The 19,974-nt window shown below is 69.2% G+C and carries 14 protein-coding genes and 1 pseudogene; 10 read left to right on the top strand and 5 right to left on the bottom strand.

The annotated features are described in order from the left end of the window. The first annotated feature begins 372 nt into the window (after positions 1-372). The 5 genes from ACIA6B_RS25365 (at position 373) to ACIA6B_RS25385 (ending at position 6,755) form a co-directional block, all read left to right on the top strand. Positions 373-2,331 (top strand): anthranilate synthase family protein, encoded by a 1,959-nt coding sequence (locus ACIA6B_RS25365; protein WP_396776974.1) that lies wholly within the window; start codon positions 373-375, stop codon positions 2,329-2,331. Positions 2,332-2,650: 319 nt separating this feature from the next. Beyond that, complete coding sequence (locus ACIA6B_RS25370; RefSeq protein ID WP_396776975.1) at positions 2,651-3,514, top strand: hypothetical protein; 864 nt, start codon at positions 2,651-2,653, stop codon at positions 3,512-3,514. A gap of 697 nt (positions 3,515-4,211) precedes the next feature. Then, positions 4,212-4,475, top strand: a complete 264-nt coding sequence (locus ACIA6B_RS25375; protein ID WP_396776977.1) for a hypothetical protein — start codon at positions 4,212-4,214, stop codon at positions 4,473-4,475. Between the two features lie 131 nt (positions 4,476-4,606). Then, positions 4,607-6,046, top strand: coding sequence for a hypothetical protein (locus tag ACIA6B_RS25380; protein WP_396776979.1), 1,440 nt, complete (start codon positions 4,607-4,609; stop codon positions 6,044-6,046). Positions 6,047-6,266: 220 nt separating this feature from the next. Next, positions 6,267-6,755, top strand: a complete 489-nt coding sequence (locus ACIA6B_RS25385; protein WP_396776981.1) for an IS30 family transposase — start codon at positions 6,267-6,269, stop codon at positions 6,753-6,755. A 1,053-nt stretch (positions 6,756-7,808) separates the two neighbouring features. Here the strand turns inward: ACIA6B_RS25385 and ACIA6B_RS25390 are convergent. Beyond that, positions 7,809-7,941 (bottom strand): annotated as a pseudogene (locus ACIA6B_RS25390) (IS5/IS1182 family transposase); the annotation flags it as partial. A 536-nt stretch (positions 7,942-8,477) separates the two neighbouring features. Here ACIA6B_RS25390 and ACIA6B_RS25395 point away from each other — a divergent pair. The 4 genes from ACIA6B_RS25395 to ACIA6B_RS25410 all read left to right on the top strand — a co-directional run bounded on the left by ACIA6B_RS25395 (position 8,478) and on the right by ACIA6B_RS25410 (position 14,247). Then, positions 8,478-9,500, top strand: a complete 1,023-nt coding sequence (locus ACIA6B_RS25395) for a hypothetical protein (protein WP_396776983.1) — start codon at positions 8,478-8,480, stop codon at positions 9,498-9,500. Positions 9,501-9,546: 46 nt separating this feature from the next. Then, positions 9,547-10,500, top strand: coding sequence for a Rieske 2Fe-2S domain-containing protein (locus ACIA6B_RS25400; protein WP_396776985.1), 954 nt, complete (start codon positions 9,547-9,549; stop codon positions 10,498-10,500). 208 nt (positions 10,501-10,708) lie between these two features. Further along, positions 10,709-13,573 carry an AAA family ATPase gene (locus ACIA6B_RS25405; RefSeq protein WP_396776987.1) on the top strand — a complete coding sequence of 955 codons (2,865 nt, stop codon included), beginning with the start codon at positions 10,709-10,711 and terminating at the stop codon, positions 13,571-13,573. Positions 13,574-13,980: 407 nt separating this feature from the next. Beyond that, positions 13,981-14,247, top strand: coding sequence for a LuxR C-terminal-related transcriptional regulator (locus tag ACIA6B_RS25410; protein WP_396776989.1), 267 nt, complete (start codon positions 13,981-13,983; stop codon positions 14,245-14,247). A gap of 24 nt (positions 14,248-14,271) precedes the next feature. Here ACIA6B_RS25410 and ACIA6B_RS25415 read toward each other — a convergent pair whose 3' ends face one another. From ACIA6B_RS25415 to ispG, 4 genes are read right to left on the bottom strand one after another with little or no spacing between them, the layout of a single operon-like run. Further along, the gene (locus ACIA6B_RS25415; protein WP_396776991.1) at positions 14,272-14,940 is read right to left on the bottom strand and encodes a phosphatase PAP2 family protein; all 669 of its coding nucleotides are present in this window, start codon (positions 14,938-14,940) and stop codon (positions 14,272-14,274) included. 50 nt (positions 14,941-14,990) lie between these two features. Then, complete coding sequence (locus ACIA6B_RS25420; protein WP_396776993.1) at positions 14,991-16,031, bottom strand: 4-hydroxy-3-methylbut-2-enyl diphosphate reductase; 1,041 nt, start codon at positions 16,029-16,031, stop codon at positions 14,991-14,993. Continuing rightward, the gene (locus ACIA6B_RS25425) at positions 16,028-17,803 is read right to left on the bottom strand and encodes a 1-deoxy-D-xylulose-5-phosphate synthase (protein WP_396776995.1); all 1,776 of its coding nucleotides are present in this window, start codon (positions 17,801-17,803) and stop codon (positions 16,028-16,030) included. Before ACIA6B_RS25425 ends, ACIA6B_RS25420 begins: the two co-directional genes overlap by 4 nt. Further along, entirely contained in the window at positions 17,800-18,912 is a 1,113-nt protein-coding gene (gene ispG / locus ACIA6B_RS25430; RefSeq protein WP_396776997.1) for a flavodoxin-dependent (E)-4-hydroxy-3-methylbut-2-enyl-diphosphate synthase, read from the bottom strand. The genes ACIA6B_RS25425 and ispG overlap by 4 nt, the downstream gene beginning before the upstream one ends. 158 nt (positions 18,913-19,070) lie before the next feature. On the opposite strand from ispG, the gene ACIA6B_RS25435 reads away from it, so the two are divergent. Further along, entirely contained in the window at positions 19,071-19,961 is an 891-nt protein-coding gene (locus ACIA6B_RS25435; protein WP_396776999.1) for a polyprenyl synthetase family protein, read from the top strand. Positions 19,962-19,974 lie beyond the last annotated feature (13 nt).

A 19,974-nucleotide genomic window follows, 5' to 3' on the forward strand; every position in this document is an offset into this window, starting at 1 on the left:
CCCGGGCAGTGCAGCCTGGTACCTGACGGTCCGACTATCGACGGTGGTCGTCGCGCCGAATATCCATGAACTCCCTCAATCCTGGTCCGACGTCGGAGCACTGCAGGGGCACGACAGGGAGACCCGCCCGCGCCGCCGACACCTCGACCGGGGACCGGCGCGCGACCGCGGACCCCGACGGCTTCCGCATCCGGCGAGCAGACCGTAAGGTGGTCGCATGCTCGCGCATCTGTCCTGCTGGTGGCCCGCCGACCCGGCGGCCACCTTCCGCGCGTAGCTTTCCCACGCGGCCGCCCGACGAGGCGGCTGCCGGTCTCTCCCGGCTCCCGGGCCGCCCGACGGGCGGTGCCGACGCCCTCGGAGGAGACACCGATGACTTGCCCGCACGACCTGCTCGCCACCCTCGCGGACGACCCCGACCCCGGCCCTTTCGCGCTCGTCCGCCGCGAGGGCGCCGCCCACCTCGACCTCTTCAGGGGTACGGTCCGCACCGCCGACCGCCTCGCCGACCTGCCGCTGCCCGACGGGGCACCCGGCCCGCACACGCTGGCCCTGGTGCCGTACCGACAGATCACCGAGCGGGGCTTCGCCTGCATCGACGACGGCATGCCACTGGAGTACCTGGAGATTGCCGGGCACACCCGGATCGCCCTGGCGGACGCCCTCGCCGCGCTCCCGCCCGACCCGGTGCTCACCTCGGACGCCGCGTTCGACGTGACCGACGAGGAGTACGCCGACACGGTCGGGCGGGTGCTGGACGAGGAGATCGGCCGCGGCGAGGGCGCCAACTTCGTCATCCACCGCGCCCTGCGGGCGACCGTGCAGGGCGCGCCGCTGCGGGCCGGACTGGCGGCGTTGCGCCGGCTGCTGCTCGATGAGCGGGGCACGTACTGGACGTTCCTGGTGTACACCGGGCATCGGATCCTGGTGGGCGCCAGCCCGGAGCGGCACGTCAGTGTCAACGACGGGCTGGTGATGATGAACCCGATCAGCGGCACCTTCCGGCACGCCAGCGCGGCCCCGGACCGGTCCGCCCTGCTGCGCTTCCTCCGCGACCCCAAGGAGGTCGAGGAGCTCTACATGGTGCTCGACGAGGAGCTGAAAATGATGGCCACGGTCGCCGAGCACGGCGGTCGGGTGATCGGGCCGTACCTGAAGGAGATGGCGCACCTTGCGCACACCGAGTACCTGCTCGCGGGGCGCGGCTCGAAGGACGTCCGGGAGGTGCTGCGGGAGACGATGTTCGCCCCGACGACGACCGGCAGCCCGATGGAGAACGCCTGTCGGGTGATCGCGCGGCACGAGCGCTCGGGGCGGCGTTACTACGCCGGCGTGCTGGCCCTGCTGGGACGCGACGGCGCGGGCAGGCAGACACTGGACGCGCCGATCCTGATCCGGACCGCGGAGATCTCCCCCGTCGGCGAGCTGCGGGTGCCGGTTGGGGCGACCCTGGTGCGGCACTCCACCGCCGCCGGCGAGGTGGCCGAGACGCACGCGAAGGCGGCCGGGGTTCTCGCCGCGCTGGGGCTGGCACCGCAGGCGCCGGCCGCCGACCCCGCCCGGATGGTACGCGACGGGTCCGGTGCGCCGCGGCCGGACCGCCGGCCCTCGCTCGCCGACGATCCCGAGGTCCGCGCGGCGCTCGCCGTGCGGAACATGCCACTGGCCCGGTTCTGGCTCGACGAGCGGGTGCCGGGGACGACCGCGCTGGCGGGGGCGGCCGGTCGACGGGCGCTCATCGTGGATGGCGAGGACACCTTCACCGGCATGCTTGCGCACCAGCTCGGCGCGCTGGGTCTCGCGGTGGATGTCCGGCCCTGGCGACGGGTCGCCCCGCTCGACGGGTACGACCTGGTGGTGGCGGGACCGGGGCCGGGTGACCCGCGGGCGGTCACCGAGCCGAAGATGGCGGCGCTGCGGGCGCTGCTGACCGGTCGGCTAGCCGCCGGGCTGCCCACCCTGGCGGTCTGCCTCGGCCACCAGCTTCTCGCCGGCCTGCTCGGGTTACCGCTGCACCGGCGGGCGGCGCCGTATCAGGGGGTGCAGCGGGACGTGCCGGTTTTCGGCAGGACCCGCCGGGTGGGCTTCTACTCCAGCTTCACCGCGCTGGCCGACGGCGACCGGCTCGGCACTCCGTACGGGCTGGTGGAGCTATCCCGCGACCCCGCCGACGGGGCGGTGCACGCGCTGCGCGGTACCGGCTTCGCCGGGGTGCAGTTCCACCCGGAGTCGGTGCTCAGCCCGGACGGGCTGGCCGTTCTGGCCGAACTGGTCGGGCATCTGCTGGCCCGACCGGCGCTGACCACCCACGGGGCGGCCGATCGCGGGTAGGGGTTGGGCATGTAACGGGGCGACGGCCGTTGTGGACGGCGTGAGCCCCTGAGGCGAGGCGAGACCTCCGGCGAGGTGTGAGGTGCTGACGCCCGCACCGAAACCGGAGGTTTCTCGTCAAGGAACTGGACTACTTCCCGCCACCGGCTACGTCGTTGCGGCGCCTCTGCGTGCGCCACAATCCGGTGCAGCGGACCCCTTGGAGACGGTCGAGCCCGCACCAATCAGACGTAACGTCCTCAATTCAGGCACCTGGAACCGAGCAAGCTCGACCTTACGTAGAGCCGGAGTGCGTCGCTCCCACTCTGGAGGTTTGATCATGCGCAGACCACTGGCGCTGTTCGCGCTGCTGATAGCTTTCCTTGCTGGCCTGGTAGGCGCGGAAGCTCTTGCCTTTGCGAGCAAGCCTGCCGTGTCGGCAGCTCCTGTCACGGCCAACCTTGCTGAGGCCGCCTCGACAGCAGGCGATCCGAGTTCCTTCGTGCCGCTGAGCCCATCGCGGGTCTTCGACACAAAGAATCTGACCGAGTCCCCGGCGGGTGCGCTCAAGGCAGGAGAGACCCGGCCGTTTGGGTTCAGCAGTTGCTCCTGCTTGAAGTTTGGCGCCACGGCGGTGGCACTTTCGGTGACGGTCACCAGCTCGACGCAATCCGGCAGCCTGTTGTTCTTCCCCTTTAACGGCGTCAAGCCGATTGCGACTACCGTGAGTTTTGCGCAGGGGAAGAAGGTCTCGACCGGAACAATTGTCAAGCTTGGCGATGCTGAGGCAGTAGCCGTTTTCAACTCCGCGGGTAGCACGAACATCACCGTCGACATCCTGGGGTACTTCATCCCGCCCAAGCTTTATGGGCCGCAGGGCTATATTGGCTGGGCCAGCATCGGTGGGGCGGGACACGTAAACGCAAAGTTCGTGCCCCAGGTCGGCGGCAGTGCGACTGTCATCAGAGTCCAACTGGGGAAGTACCGGCTTGAGTTTGGCCGGATGACCACTACCGCTGCAGCAATCCAGATCACCGCCAGGGCACCCATAGGACGTGCTGCAAACTGCGCAGTTACCGGGCTTCCGAAGCTGGTTGCCGTGAACGGGTCGGGCGTCGGCCTCCTGTCTTTCGATGTTGTCTGCAAGGACAGCGTGTCCGGCGTGAGTCTGGACTCGGACTTCGATGTGCAGGTGATGGCTTAGAGTTGCACGTCGACTTGCACCACGTGCCTGCCTGGAACTGGCTGATGTGCACGAGTGGTCCGCCGTTCGTGAAGTCGAGTGAGCCGGCATTACGACCGAGCCGACGAGCCCGCTACACACGCCACCTCAACCTCGAGATCGCGAACGGCGGCTACCAACTGGGCTTGGCCTACGCATCACAACATGTGGCGTCACGCACTCAGGATCAGCCAGGGCCCGCTGATCACCAACCGACTTGGACACCGGTCCGCCGCTGCAGCAGACGGCCCATCGCAATGCTCCACACCCAACGGGCTCTATCAAGGAGTGAGACAGCGCTGCATGGCAGGAATTGGTTGTGCGTGTGGGCATGCGTCAGGCAGATGCGTAGCTGACACTCGTGGGCCCCCACTGCGCGACATGATCGCAGCCGAGGAGTCATCTTTGTATGTGGCAACGGGAAGAGGTAGGTCGCAGAATGAATGTCGTAAGTCGTCTCAGAATAAGCCATTGGCGTTCGAAGCTCTACGCATCGCTGGGAGTAATTGCGTCGGTTGGCCTGGCTGCGCCTGCCATTGGCTCTGCGCTCGAAAGCAGCAACCTCGCCGCCCCGCCAACCGAGGTGCAGGTGGGACCCCAAACGTGTATTCACAAGCTGTTCGGCCCCCATCTCCGGCTTACCTTCACCACCTGCAGAACGGAGTATACGAGTCAAGGAATGAAGCGCTTTTCTGTTAACGCAATCGTTTTCAACAACAGCCCGCTCGGCGACGATACGAAATATTACATTGAGCGCGTGGATCTCAAGGCAGGCGCGGGACCTGTCCTTGAGAGTTGCAAGCTCGGGTGGATTAAGCCAGGAGAGGTTACAAACTGCACGCTGCACCCCCCAGGTGGCATCACCTATGCGACCGCCATCTGGTTTGAGCCACCTAATGCGACGCCGGGCATGGTGGAGATGACTGTAAATAATCCGACGTGATTCCGAGTGCAACAGAGACTTTAGCCGGCACCCGCCGGCCATGGTTGAACGTTCAGCAACCGATAAGAGAGAATGCCCTGCTGCTTCACGGTTGGAGTGTTTGAATGTGGCATAAGATTAAGGCTTTAGCCGTGTCGCTGACAGTTCTTACTGGCGGCGTGTTTGCCATCGCGCCAGTGCCGGCACTGGCACTTGGCAGCGGGCAATGGATTCCGGTCAAGATCACCGATGCTCCGGCGGTTGATGTGGTGCATGCCGAGCACCAGACGCAGCTTACGATTGTCCGCGGTTCCGATAATAGAATCTACTTCGCCGAGTCGGCCGTAGGCGACGAGGAGCATTCGCTCTACGGCTGGCTTGAGGTGCCAGGAGGCGGCAGGACGCCCTACCAGGTCGCGGTCCACTCTGATCGATATGCGGGTAAGACCTACGCGGCGGCCGTAGGAATGGACGGCATCGGCATCTGGGTGCAGACGTACTCCTGGAAGACGGGCCAGTGGTCGGGCACTTGGCAAAACTGGGGCGGCGTCTTCAGCTCGCCCCCAGAGATTACAGCTTTCAACAATGAAGTCACTGTTCTCGGTGCGGCGAAACTTGATGGCAACAGGCTGTACTACAGGCGTCAGACAGCGACCGCACCAGTAGACCCGGCGGGAAGCAACTGGCATAGATGGGAGTCGCCAATTGCCACCACCAAAAAGGTGGCCGCTCGGTACTATGAGCCGTCAACCTCGTCGAACAAGACGTACCTGCTCGTCGCCGCTCAAGGCAGTGACAGCAAGATCTACAACACGCAAGGCGTGAAATCTGCCGGCATGTTGTATCAGGCGTCTGCGTGGTTCGAGGTGCCTGGGAACGGCCTCACCCAGCACGGCCTTTCGATGGCGGAATGGTCTACGGATGACGACGGCACTCCCGACGTGATTTGGCTGGCCGCCAGAGGTACCGCAGACGGAGTGTTCTACCAGACGTATCAGAACAATTGCTGGAAGGGGCAGGAATACTGCCCACCCGGCGGATGGTCTGCCTTCCCCGTGCAGGGAAATACCCCATACGGGCCATCAATCTACACCCTCGGAACAACGACTGGCTGGGCGGGGCCGGTGGTGGCCGTCACGGAAAGCGCAACGTTCAACTCCGGGATTGCCTATCAGATCACGAGGCCGGACATACCGAATCCCGCGGGAGCGTATTCCCACTTCAAGCTCAAAGGCGTGCCAGAATACCCGGGCTGGCTCCAAGTCTCGCACAGTGACTTTGGGGTCGCTGGCTCGGGGACTCACCCTGAAGAGCAGGCCGCAGGATGGAACCCTTCCTGGAAAGACAGCAACGGAAACCCAATTCCTTCGCCAGTGAACGGGCCAAGCGCTGCTCAAGGCTCTGAGCCGGTCAACCAGTGGTATCGCTGGTGTCAGGTTTACACCTCTGGCCCGAATGCCGGGCAACGCGTACCGCATTGGATGCCTGGGGAGAATCAGAGCGCGGCCTTCGCGGACCTGGCCGCCTGGCTGGATGTCGCATACCCGCAGCACGAGGGCGGAACCTGGAACGAATACAACGGCGCCTGTTAGGCCGTCGGGGCCGGCGGCAAGTGGCAGGAATGTACCGCTCGTGGGCGGACGGGTCGGGGGGGTAGACCCGGTTGCCAGGCCCTGATGCGGGCGAGCCGGGGCCGGCCGGGGCCCGCAGCGGTCAGCCCGTGCGGTCGAGGACCGCGGTGAAGTGCACGCTGTCACTGCGGTCCCCGGCCGTGACGGCGGTGGCCGAAGACCTTGCGGCCCTGTTACAGGGGTGGTGCTTCACCTGCCCGACGGTCACAGCGCCGCCCAGGTCCGCGACGCGCTCATCACCGCGTTTGCCGCACTGCCCGGCGACCTCGCACTGACGCTGACCTGGGATCAGGACGGGGAGATGGCCGCATCACGAATTCACGGCCGCTACGCAGTTCGAGTCTACTTCTCCCAGCCGGGCAGTCCCTGGCAACGCGGCTCCGACGAGAACCTCAACGGCCTGCTGCGTCAGTACTTCCCGAAGGGAACCGCCCTCGGCGCCGACAACGCCGAACACCTCGCCCAGGTCGCCAAGCAACTCAACAGCCGGCCCCGCCGGTGCCTCGGCTGGTCAACACCGACCCAACGCCTCGCTAAGCCAATCCCGACCACACGCCCACCAGGTCTGTTGCGACGACTCCTGAAAGCCGCCCAACAATCACCGCAGCCATACCGCACTCGGCGGCCTACCGCCAGCCGCGTCCCAAAGGTCTCTGGGCAGAACACCTAGCTGGCTCAGCAAACGCCGCCAGGACTGGACGCAGCGGCAGCCCAGTCTGAGCCACTCGAACTCGGGCGTTGATGAACGCCACCGGAGTGCGGGGTACGCCGAACGTTCGAGAGCCGGTTGGTCGAACCGGCTCGTGTCAAAGCCTCATAATCTGGCCCAGGTAAGCCGGCCGTTGTCTGCGGTGAGACCGAGCCGAACTCGATGCACGATCATCCTGGCCCGGACGCCGGCCTTGTCATGCCATCTGCATGATGTCCGAATGCCTTTTTCGGAGAGCAGCCGTTGCATAGCTTACACCTCAAGTGTCACGGTGGCCGGCCAACCCTCGTTACCGCTTTCGAACGTAAAGCTTGCTCGCACTGTTGATGTGGGTGGAATCGCAGCGTTTGCTGCACATTCGACGGTGCTCCCTGGGCCAAGCCAACCGTTGAGCTCGCACTTGTCGAGTTCGCTGCCTCCGCCCTCCAGCACAATTCGAATCAAATAATACTTTTTTTTGGTGTGCGCATTCTTGAACCCGGCGGAAACTTGTAGTCTACTTTTCGCGAATCCGACGCTATTGTAATCGGTCTTGCATACCCAACCCTCCAGCTTCTCATAGAGGGTGGCTGAGGTACAGTTTGTTGGCTTTACAGTCACCCCCGGCGGCGGGGTCGCGAGGTGATGTGAATTCTGGGTCGCCATGGTGGCGGAACCGAGAGCGAAGGTCAGCATAAGGCCGACGAGTGCGGCCAGCCCAATTCTGGAACTACCCAAAGTTGCGCCCTTTTTCATTGCATCCCGCTTTCTGTGTCGTGGCGAATATTCGCCCTGGCCTCCTGCACTTAGGATGCACTCTTCTTCCAGGGAACGCGTCGGGGTAAACCCCCAAGCGCCAAAGGCTGAGGGGGCTAAGGCTAAGGAGGTATCTCGTAACTCGGCGGCCATCCATGGTCGATGATCATGTGCCGCCCCCCGCGCCAGAGACCCCAAAATCCGCGGCTTCGCCACCGGTCTGACCAGCGACCGCGATGCCGTCGCCGCCGGCCTCACCCAGCCCCGGAACTCAAGCCCGGTCGAAGGCCGGGTCAACCGCATCGGGCTCGGACCGACTTGGGCCGCCCTTGAGCGCCCGGATATGGGAGCCGTCGATCACCGCCCGCGACATGTCCAACTGCCCGGCGCCGCGCAGCCGGGCCAGCAGAAGTCCCACTCGGGCAGAGGTGTACGAGCCTGGTGCCGCCACGGCCCGCTACATGCGACTGACGTCGGCACGCCCACCAGCACGACCGACCCAAGCGGCGGGATCTACGAGTTCGAGGTCTCGAGCCGCTGACCTGAGCGTCTATCTCTTACGCGTACGGCCAATTTTTCTATCATATACCTACTAATTCGATAGGTTTTATGGTTAGTCTGTCTGTCGAGGCTCTGCCAGCCGCCCACCTCGGCCAGTTCGACGGCGTTCCCCGAGGTGGGCGTCTGCCCGCGCTACTCAAACCTCTCGACGCCTCACCGGCGACCGGTGCTGCGATCCCGCCGCCTCTCGCCGCTATTCGACCACAAAAATCGAAATGTCACGACCCTGGGAACAATCTTTGAATGAGCAGTCATCGACGTTAACACGAGCGTAGAAAAAGGCACAAGACAGTCGATGCACGAACTTTAACCGACCATGCGGGGCATTACCTGACCTCCCACTATTCATGGTTGACCGTCGATATCAGCCGATGCTAGCTTGACATCGTGGGCAATGTCGGAGAAGCGTGCACAGATTATGCGACGGACCGCGAACTGCCATCCCGCCTTCATTTTCGGCACAGCCACGTCCGCCGGGAGATCGGGCTGCGCCTCGCGGCCGGCTGGTACATCGCCCTGCGCTCGGACGAGCTGACCTCGGAGCCATGGGCGCTGACGCTGTTCGGGCGGCGTCTGGTCGCCTGGCGCGACGGCCACGGCACCGCCCTGATCCGGCAGCGACACGGCACGCCGGGAAGTGCCGGCGTCACCGGGCATGACGTGGACGGCCCGCCCCCGCGGTGGCGCGACTATCCGGTCGTGGAGCGCTACGGCTACGTCTGGGCGTGGTACGGCGGCAGCGAACCGGCGTACGCGCTGCCTCGCGTGCCGGCGCTCGACGGCGACCGCAGGGGCTACCTGACCTATCGTTTCTCCCACACCACGCCGGCCCCGCCCCGGCGCATCCTGGAGAACGCGTTCGACTTCTACCATTTCCTGTTCCTGCACCGCGTCAGGTCCCGGGTGCCGATGGACATGACAGTGTTGTCGGACCAGCGCGCCGCGGCCGAAAACGGGCCGCCGATCCCCCACGATGCCTGGTTCGGCGCCCAGTTGACCGCCCGCGGTCTGCACATCCCCCAACCGTTCCGGGCCTTCGGCCTCCGCACCGAGCGATCCGACGTCCTGGTGGACAGTTGGCCGACCGGGCAGCGGCTGACGTTCCTGCTCGACGGCAGGGTGGTGGCCAAGGAACTCCTCGGCGTCACGCCGGTCGACGCCGGCCGGACCATCATGCGGGGCTGGACGCTGGTGGCCCGCACCGGCCATCCGCTGCGGGACGTGCTGACCTACCTGGGGTACCGCACCCAGCATCGGCGGGGCACCCGTGAGGATCTCGTCATCTACCGGCACGCCAGCGAGACCGACGCCGTTGTTCCGGTCCGGTACGACCACGGCGTGCTCCGGTTCCGCAAGTTCCACGCCCGCTGGGCGGAGCACGCCGACCGGGCCGAGTCGGACGCCCGGTGAGAGGGTGAGACACCGGCCCGCCCGCGCCGACGTGGACCCATCGGCTGTGCCAGACCTGGCGGCGAGCTGGTACGTGGCCCTGCCGTCGAGGGACCTGACCCGACGCCCGGTGCCACTGACCCTGTTCGGGCGGGCACTGGTGGCCTGGCGTGCCGACGCCGGCCGGGCGGCCGTGCTGCCCCGCGCGTGTCCGCACATGGGCGCCAGCCTCGCGCACGGCAGGGCCATCGACGGCCTGTTGGAGTGCCCGTTCCACGGTTGGCGCTTCGACGGCTCGGGCGCGTGCGTGCAGATCACCGGCTCCGACCGCATCCCCGCGGCGGCGCACCGGCAGCCGTACCCGACAGTCGAACGGCACGGCTACGTCTGGGTCTGGTACGGCAGCGCCGAGCCGATGTTCGCCCTCCCGGAACTACCGGCGCTCGACACTGCCCCGCCCTACCGCCGCCTCCGCCGCGCCGACCGCACCACGACCTCGGTCCGGCGCGTCCTGGAGCGCGCCTACGATCCCGGCCACCTGGCCGGGCTGCCCGGCGTACGGGTCGAGGGGCCGCTCCGTTCGCGTGTGCTGGCCCCGGCCGACCTCGCCGGTCGCCACGGCCCGCCGGTCCCGGCGGACGCGTGCTTCGGCGTCGAACTGTTGTGGTCGGGTCGCACCCACCGGGTCACCGTGCGGGTCGACGGCTGGCCGGCAGGTCAGCGCATCTCGGTGTTCGTCGACGGCACGGCGCAGTACCGGCTGCTCCTGGCGGCCACACCCGTCGCACCCGACCACACGATCCGGCACACCACCATGATCATCGAGGGAACCGGACGGATCTGGGCGGGACTGCCACGCCTCATGACCAACCGCATCAGGCTGGCCGCGACCTCCGGGTGGGACCGGCCCGGTCCGGGCGACGGACGGCGCGACGGTCCACCCGGCGGCGACCCCGAGGGCGTCCGGCTGTTCCGGCAGCACTACCGGTGGTGGGTGGACCGGGTGGTCGATGGCGCCTGACGACCGGACACCGACCCGCCTCTCCGGAATGACGCCCCACCCGCCTTCCGGGCCCCCGCGCCCTTTCCATATTTGCGCCCGAGGGCCGCCGACTCCGACCTTTTCGCTGTCCCGCGCACGTCTAGGAATAAGCATTCGACAGCGGTAGCGTCGACCTCGGCGGGCCGGTCGATATTCGGCGTTCCCTCTGATTGGAGGAATGTGCTCGGTGGCACGGCTCGAACCGCAGCAGAACGCGGAACACGACGGCGCGCGACCCGGGCACCTTGACCAGTTGCTCGAACGCGAGGAGGCGAGCCGCTCCCTGCACCGGATGCTCGCCGGCATGCAGGCCGGTCAACCCGGTCTTGCCCTGCTGCACGGGGAACCGGGCACCGGGCGCACCGCCCTGGCCGACGCGATCGCCGCCGCCGCTGGCCACCACGGCGTCCTGGTCTGTCGGGCGCGCTGCGGCGAGGGCGAGAACGAGTTCGCCTTCGGCACCGTACGCCAACTGTTCGAGCGCCTGGTCACCGGCGACGCCGGTGCCCCGCTGCCGGCGACCGGGGCGGCGGCCCTGGCCCGGCCCGTCTTCGCGGCCAGTCCTGAGACGTACCACCTGCAACGCCCGGACAACCTCTTCGCCCTGATGCACGGCCTGTACTGGCTCGCGGCGAACCTGGCCGCCACGACCGCGCTGCTGCTGGTGATCGACGACGCGCACTGGCTGGACGAACCGTCCCGACGGTGGCTCGAGTTCCTCGTCCGTCGGATCACCGGCCTGCCGATCGGTGTCGTGCTGTCCGTACGCGACAACGAGTCCGGCGCCACCGACGTGCAGGCGATCGTGGCCGCGGCCGGCTGCGACCCGGTGTCGGTGCTGCTGACACCACTGAGCGCGGACGGCAGCCGGCGTCTGGTGCGCTCGACGTACGGCGACGACACCCATGCCGAGTTCGCCGCGGCCTGCCACCGGGCCACGGGCGGCAACCCGCAGTTGCTGACGGCACTGCTGCAGGATCTGCGGGCCCGGGGGATCCCGCCGACACAGGCTGCGGCGCGGGAAATCGGTACGGTCAGCCCGGTCAGTATCGCCGGCTCCGTGCGGCGGCGACTCGCCGCCGCCGGACCGCACGCCCCGTCGGTGGCGTTGGCGGTGGTCGTTCTCGGCGGCCGGGCGGACCTGCCGCTGGTGGCCACCGTCACCGACCTCCACCCGCGCGTGGTGAGAGCCGTGGTGGACCGCCTGGTGCAGGCCGCGGTCCTCCAGGACGGCAGCCCGCTGACGTTCACCCAGCCGATCCTGCGCACCGCGGTCGGTCAGGGCGCGTCGACGGGCGAGCGCAGCCGCTGCCACGAGCGCGCCGCCGACCTGCTGCACGCCGAGGGGGCCCCCGTCGATCAGGTAGCGGCCCATCTTCTGCATGCCGACCAGTTGCCGACGTGGGGTGTCGGGGTGCTGCGACAGGCGTCCGAGGTGGCCGCCGTCCGCGGCGCTCCGGAGTTGGCCGCGCGTTACCTGTACCGGCTGCTGCCGGTCGCGATGGACTCCGTCGACCGGACCCAACTCCTGCTCGACCTGGGTGGTCTCGAACTGATGCTCGACCCGACGACGGCCATCGACCGCCTGAGCACGGTGCTGCGCACCGCGCAGGACACGCGCCACCGGGGCCGCGCGGCGCGTCTGCTGATCCACGCCCTGATGATCGGGCGTCAGCCGGGGGACGCCTTGACGGTCCTCGAAGAGGTCGTCGGTCAGGTGAGGGAGAAGGACGAGGAGTTCGCCGCACTCCTGGAGGTCGACATGGTCGCGATCGCGATGGTCGACGGGCGGACCGTGCCCTGGGCACGTCACCGGCTGGACCGGTTCGCCCGCGTGGGCGCCACCCATCCGAGCACCCGATCGACAATGGCGGCGCTGGCCGCGGTCGCCGCCGCCTGGTCCTGCGACGGCCGCGAGGACACTGTCCGGCTGGCCCGGCAGGCGCTGGCCGGCGGCCTGAGCCAACGGGACGACGGCGACCTGATCCGTCTGTTCAGCGTCGGCGCGCTGGTGCAGGCGGAGGAGTTCGCCCTCGCCGAGCGGTACTGCGAGCAGGCGATCGGGGTGGCGCGGAGTCGCGGCTGGGTCATGTTCTATGCCACCGCCCTGCACGTACGGGCGACGGTGTACCACCGCCGGGGCGCGCTGGCCGAGGCGGCGGCGGACATGCGCGAGGTCTTCGACCTCACCGAGCCGGCCCAGTGGGGACGGATGCTGTCCCGGCCGCTCACCACGTGGCTGGAGGTGCTGCTGGACCAGGACGAGATCGGCGAGGCCAGCGACCTGCTGCACCGCCACGCCCTGGCCGGGGAGCTGCCGGCGACCTGGCCGAGCAATCCGCTGCTCGTCGTGCGGGCCCGGTGGCACCTGGCGCAGCGCAGCACCGAGGCGGCGCTGGAGGACCTGCGCGAGTGTGAGCGACGGCTGCGGTCCTGGCGGCACACCAATCCGGCGGTCTGCCCGTGGCGCAGCTACACCGCCCTCGCCGTGGCCGCCACCGGCGCCGGTGTCGAGGCACGTCGGTTGGCGATCGAGGAGGTCGAGTTGGCCCGCCGGTGGGGCGGCGCGGGAGCCGTCGGCCTGGCCTTACGGGTGCTCGGCACGGTGACCGAGGGCGAGGCAGGGCTGCCGGCGTTGCGGGAGGCCGTCACCGTGCTCACCCCGGCGCAGTGCCGGCTCGGTCTCGTCGAGGCCCGCCTGGCGCTCGGGCGCCGGCTGCGTGAGGTGGGCCGCCGGGCGGAAGCCCGTGGCTCGTTGCGCGAGGCGGTCACCCTGGCCGTCCGGTGCGGGGCGCCGGCGCTGGTGCGTAGCGCGCAGACGGAGTTGCTGGCCGCCGGTGGACGGCCGCGTTCCGTGCCGGATTCCCACGAGCAGTTGCTCACACCGGGCGAGCGCCGGATCGCCTCGATGGCGGCGGCGGGCGCCACCAACCGGGAGATCGCCGAGGCGCACTTCGTGACCCTGCGAACCGTCGAGATCCACCTCACCCGCGTCTACCGCAAGCTCGGCGTGACCGGGCGGTCGCAGTTGCGGGATGCGCTCGGGCAGTGACGTCCGCACCGGGTGCCATTTCGTGTCCACGGTTTCCGCACCGCATCCGATCGTGGGAATTGCGCATCCCGCAATTACGTATCCACTTCCCGCTTGTGTGGTAAATATTTCGGTACCCGGTACGGCACCTACTGTTAACGTGACATTCATCGATGGGTGCCAGCGGCCGGCGGGATCCGTGTGTTAGGGGCTTCCGCGAGCGGCCGTACCCGCCTTCGTATCTGCGGGGAGATATGAATGCCCACGTCGGTTCGACGCGACTCGCGGCACGACGTCCTGTGCGCGGCGGCCATCCGTGGCCCGCCCGGGATCGCACGAAGGCCGGTCAGGCGGCCCACGCCACCCCACGACCGCTCGACGCCTCACCGCCCAGCGGGCAACGAGCCGAAAGAGGATGTGGACTGAAGATGTCCGTACGCGTGATGAACGACGCGCAGCAGCGCATTCGCCGGTCGACCGTTCGCGGTCGCGTCCTCGAACTGCTCGCCCTGGGGCACAGCTCCAAAGAGATATGCGAGATGCTCTACCTGTCCCGAACCGCGCTCGACTACCACGTCGCGGCGCTGCGCGACGCGCTCGGCGCGTCGAACCGGGCCTCGATCGTCGCCCGCGCCTACAACCAGGGGGTGCTCCAGCCCGACACCTGGCCGCCGAGCATCTGTCCGGAGGATTAGCCGGCCCCGCCAGCGGCGTCTTCCTCACCGCCCCCGATCGGCGGAGGTCGACGGGCCGGCTGACGCCAACACCTGACCGGCCACGGCGACCGCCACACCCCACAGCAGACCGGCGAGGACGTCGTGTGGATAGTGGACTCCCGCGACCACCCGGGCCGTCGCCACGATCACGCCGACCAGCACCGCCACCGCCGCCAGGCGCCGGGCCAGGAACACCACACCCGTCGCCAGCGCTCCGGCGATCGCCGCGTGGTCGTTGGGGAACGACCAGTGTCCGGCCGGCGGACAGGCCAGCCACGTCGCGGCGTGCGGAACCGCCCGGCAGGGACGCTCCTCCGCGACCACCGCCTTCACGATCCCGCTCCCCAGGTCGGCGATCACCGCGGCGGCCAGCGCGACCGACACCCCGACCCGGGACGCCCACCGGTCGCGCCGGCGCGTCCAGGACACCGACACCAGCACCGCGAGCAGGACAAGCAGTCCGACGCTCGGCAGAAAGCCACCGGCGGTGGCGACCCAGGCCGGCGCGTCGGCGACCCCCGCGGTCACCGCCCGGTAGAGCGCCGCGGACGGACCGCCACGGACCACCGTCACGTGTGGCGGGTTCGCCCCGGCCGGGGCGAGCAGCACCACCGCGCCGGCGCCGGCGGCCAGGGCGAAGGCTGCGGTCGGTATCCGCCCTCGTGCGCTCACTCGGCGCCCGCCGGTTCGAGGATCGCCGCGTCGCATCCCCCCGCCCATCGTCATCCGGCCGCCCCGGGCGGCGGCGTTTCTCCGTATCCGGGGTCACGTCCGCCGCCGGATCCGGCGTCGGCCGGGCGGGGCCGGTGAAGCGGTGGCGGGACGAAGGAGACGTCCTCCGCCGTACCGGCGACCTGCTCGACGTCGTCCCAGCCGTGCGCGGCCAGCCGGTCGAGCACCTGACGAACGACCCGTTCCGGTGCGGAGGCGCCACTGGTCACGCCGACGGTCCCGACGCCCGCAAGCCACCGCGGATCCAGGTGGTCGGCGTCGTCGACCAGGTGGGCGGTGCGGGCGCCGGCGCGCCGGGCCACGGTGACGAGCCGGTTCGAGTTCGACGAGGTGGTCGAGCCGACGACCAGCACGAGGTCGCACCGGGCGGCGATAGCGGCGATCGCCGTCTGCCGGTTGGTGGAGGCGTAACAGATGTCGTCGGTGGGTGGCTGCGCCAGGTGCGGAAAGCGTTCCCGTAACCGGGCCACGGTCCGGTCGACGTCGTCGACAGCGAGGGTCGTCTGCGACAGCCACACCACCGGGCGACCCGCGTCCAGGGGCAGCCGCGCCACCGCGTCCGGATCGTCGGGATCGACGACGTGCGTGTGCCGGGGCGCGTGACCGCGGGTGCCGGCGACCTCGATGTGGTCGTGGTGGCCGATCAGGACGATCTGGAGATCGTCGCGGGCGTACCGGCGGGCCTCCGCGTGCACCTTGGACACCAACGGGCAGGTCGCGTCGACGACCCGCAGCGCGCGACGACGCGCGTGCTGGCGCACCTGCGGAGCCACGCCGTGGGCGGAGAACACGACAACCGAACCCCGTGGCACCGTGTCCAGGTCGTCGGTGAAGACCGCACCGGCCGCCTCCAGCTCGGCGATGACGTGGGTGTTGTGCACGATCTCGTGCCGGACGTAGACCGGCGGGCCGTACTCGGCCAGGGCCGCGTACACGGCCGCCACGGCCCGGTCCACGCCCGCGCAGAATCCGCGCGGCGCCGCGAGCAGCACTTTCCGTCGCGCACCCGATGCCCTCTCCACGACGGTCATCGCTGGTCCAGGCAGGTCCGCACGGCGTCGGCGATACCTGACGCGTCGAGGGCGTGGGCCCGCAGGATCTCCTCCCGGCCACCGTGCGCCACGAACGCCGCCGGCAGCGCCAGGGGTACGGCACGCGCCGACGAGCCGGTCGTGGCCAGGGCCTGCGCCAGACGGCTGCCCACCGATCCGGTGGTCGTGGCGTCCTCGACGGTCACGACGAGGCGGTGGGCGGCGGCGAGGGCCACCAGCTCGGGGGCGAGGGGAGCAATCCATCGGGGGTCGACCACCGTCGTGGGGACGCCCTGCTCGCCGAGCAGCCGGGCGGCGCCGAGAGCCGCCTCGGCCATCGGCCCGACCGACACGATCATCACCGGTGCGTCCGCGGCGGCGTGCAGCACGTCGTAGCCGGGAGTGCGCCGCACCGCCGGCACGTCGGCGCCGCTCGCGGCCCTCGGGAAGCGGACCGCGGTCGGCCCCGCCCGGTGGGCCACCGCCTCCCGCAACAGGTGCCGCAGCCGGGAGCTGTCCCGCGGCGCGGCGAGCCGCAGTCCCGGCACCAGCGCCAACAGGCTGGCGTCCCACATTCCGTGGTGGCTCGGCCCGTCCGGGCCGGTGATGCCGGCGCGGTCGAGCACGAACGTCACCGGCAGCCGGTGCAGCGCCACGTCCATCAGGATCTGGTCGAGCGCGCGGGTGAGGAAGGTGGAGTAGATCGCGACCACCGGGTGCAGGCCGCCCAGCGCGAGCCCGGCCGCCGACGTGACGGCGTGCTGCTCGGCGATCCCGACGTCGAACACCCGCTCCGGCGCTCGGCGCATCAGGGCCCCCAGGCCGGTGGGCAGCGCCATGGCCGCGGTGACGCAGACGACGTCGGGCCGCTCGGCGCCGATCAGGTCGAGTTCCTCGCCGAGCACCGACGTCCAGGACCGGCCTCCGCCGCCGCCGGCCGGGCCGACCGCGTGCATCCGGTCGGCGGGGTCGTCCTCGGCCGCGGGATGGCCGGCGCCCTTGCGGGTGACGCAGTGCACGACGACGGGCCGGCCCAGCCCGGCGGCCCGGCGCAACGCACGCTCGACGGCGTCGACGTCGTGCCCGTCCACCGGACCCAGGTAGGCCAGGCCCAGCCCGTCGAACAGGTTCGGGCCGCCGCGTCCGGCGCGCAGCTCGGCGAGGTGACGGGCCAGGCCGCCGACCGTGGGCGCGTAGGAACGCTCGTTGTCGTTGAGCACCACGACGACCGGCAGCGAGCCGGCGCCGAGGTTGTTCAACGCCTCCCAGCTCATGCCGCCGGTGAGCGCACCGTCACCGACCACCGCCGCCACGCGCCGCTGCTCTCCGCGCAACGCGAACGCCTTGGCCATGCCCTCGGCGTAGGACAGGGCGGTGGAGGCGTGGGAGTTCTCCACCAGGTCGTGCCGGGACTCCGCCGGGCAGGGATATCCGGACATGCCGCCGGCCTGCCGCAACGTGTCGAACTCCGTCGCCCGACCGGTGAGGATCTTGTGTACGTAGGACTGGTGGCCGGTGTCGAACAGCAGCACGTCGCGCGGGGAGTCGAAGACTCGGTGCAGGGCGATGGTGAGTTCCACCATGCCGAGGTTGGGCCCGAGGTGGCCGCCGGCGCGGGTGACCCGGTCGACCAGGAAGCGCCGGATCTCGGCGGCCCGGCGCCGGCACTGCTCGGAACTCCACCCGCGCACCGCCTCGGGAGTGAGCCCACGCAGGTCCGGGTAGGTGTCGTCGGCGAGGTCGACGGTCGGTGCCGTCGGCTGCCCGATCATCGGCTGCTCGTGGTGGCTTCGGCGGGGACGGGTTCGCCGGACAGCCGCAGCGCCTCCTCGATGAGCACCTCGGCGATCCGGGACTCGGGGACGGTCCGGACAACCCTGCCCCGGACGAAGATCTGTCCCTTGCCGTTGCCGGAGGCGACCCCGAGATCGGCCTCCCGCGCCTCACCGGGTCCGTTGACGACACAACCCATGACCGCCACCCGCAGTGGCACCTCCAGCCCGTCCAGCGCCGCCTGCACCTCCGCCACCAACTCGTAGACGTCGACCTGGGCACGCCCGCAGGACGGGCACGACACGATGTCCAGGCCGGTACGCCTGCGCAGGCCGAGGGACTCGAGGATGCCGATGCCGGCCCGCACCTCCTCGACCGGGTCCGCCGAGAGCGACACCCGCAGGGTGTCCCCGATCCCCTGGCGCAGCAGCGCGCCGAACGCCGTGGCGGACTTGACGATGCCCTGCGGTGGTGGACCGGCCTCGGTTACCCCGAGGTGCAGGGGATAGTCGCAGACCGCGGCGAGCAGCTCGTACGCGCGGATCATCACCTGCGGGTCATGGTGTTTCACCGAGATCTTGAGGTCGTGGAAGTCGTGTTCGGCGAAGAGGCCGGCCTCCCACAGCGCGGATTCGACAAGCGCCTCCGGGGTGACGCCGCCGTGCTTGGCGAGCAGCCGGGGATCGAGCGAGCCGGCGTTGACCCCGATCCGGATCGGGACACCGCGGGCCGCGGCGGCCCGGGCGATCTCCCCGACCTGGTCGTCGAACCGCTTGATGTTGCCGGGGTTGACGCGGACCGCCGCGCAGCCCGCCTCGATCGCGGCGAAGACGTACCGGGGCTGGAAGTGGATGTCGGCGACCACCGGGAGCGGAGACTTCCGGGCGATCACGGGCAGGGCGTCGGCGTCGTCCTGGGACGGAACGGCGACCCGGACGATGTCGCACCCGGCGGCGGTGAGCGCCGCGATCTGTTGGAGGGTGGCGTCGATGTCGGTGGTCGGTGTGGTCGTCATGGACTGCACGGAGATCGGGCTGTCGCTGCCGACGCCCACCTTCCCCACCGTGAGCTGACGAGTGGGACGTCGGGCGATGTGCAAATCGGTCATGGCTGCTCCCTCACCGTCGATGGGGGCACCGATGGTCGACGGCATCATCGCCAAATCCTTAACCGAACCCCCTCCGCGGAACACCATGCAAATGCACAGGCTTCGATGCCGACTTCACGTTAGCCTTCGCCTAGGCCAGTCCGTCGAAGCGAGGTCTCATGCTTCAGGAATTCGAGTTGTCGTCCTACCTGCGCGAACAGCAGGGCCTCATCGATCGGGAACTTGAGCGAGCTCTTGACGGAGACATTCCAGAACCGCTACGAGCCTCGATCCGCTATTCGCTGATGTCCGGCGGGAAAAGGTTGCGCCCGATTCTGTGCCTGGCCGCGTGCACCGCGCACGGCGGCCGGCCGGAAATCGCCTTTCCCACGGCCGTCGCCCTGGAGATGCTGCACACCGCCACGCTGATCCACGACGACCTGCCGGCAATGGACAACGACGATTTCCGGCGAGGTCGACCGACCAACCACAAGGTCTTCGGTGAAGGGGTGGCCGTGCTCACCGGCGACGCGCTCCTGGCGTACTCGTTGGAGTACATGCTCACCCGCACCGACGCCCCGCCGGAGCGGCTGTTGCGGGTGGTCGGCACGTTGCTGCACGCCATCGGCGTGCACGGCGCCATCGGCGGGCAGGTCATCGACATCCAGAACACCAACCGCGCGGACGTGGACCTGCCGACGCTCGAGTCGATGGATTCCCGCAAGACCGGCGCCCTGCTGGTGGCGGCCCTGGCCAGCGGCGCCGTGCTCGCCGACGCGAGCGAGGAGATCATCGCCCGGCTCTGCCTCTACGGCGAGAAGATCGGCCTGGCCTTCCAGATCGTCGACGACATCCTCGACGTCACCTCCACCCTGGACGAACTGGGCAAGACCCCGCACAAGGACGACCGGGCGAACAAGGCGACCTTTCCGCGGCTGCTCGGTTTGGAGGAGTCCCGCCGGCGGGCCACCACGCTCGTGGAGTCCGCCAAGCAGGAGGTCGAGATCCTCGGCAAGGGCGCCGCGCCGCTGTTCGCCATCGCCGACTACGTCTGTAGCCGGTCGAACTGACCAGGAGACGCGC

This window comes from Micromonospora sp. NPDC051141 (genome assembly GCF_044455765.1).
In the GTDB taxonomy this organism is placed as follows: domain Bacteria; phylum Actinomycetota; class Actinomycetes; order Mycobacteriales; family Micromonosporaceae; genus Micromonospora.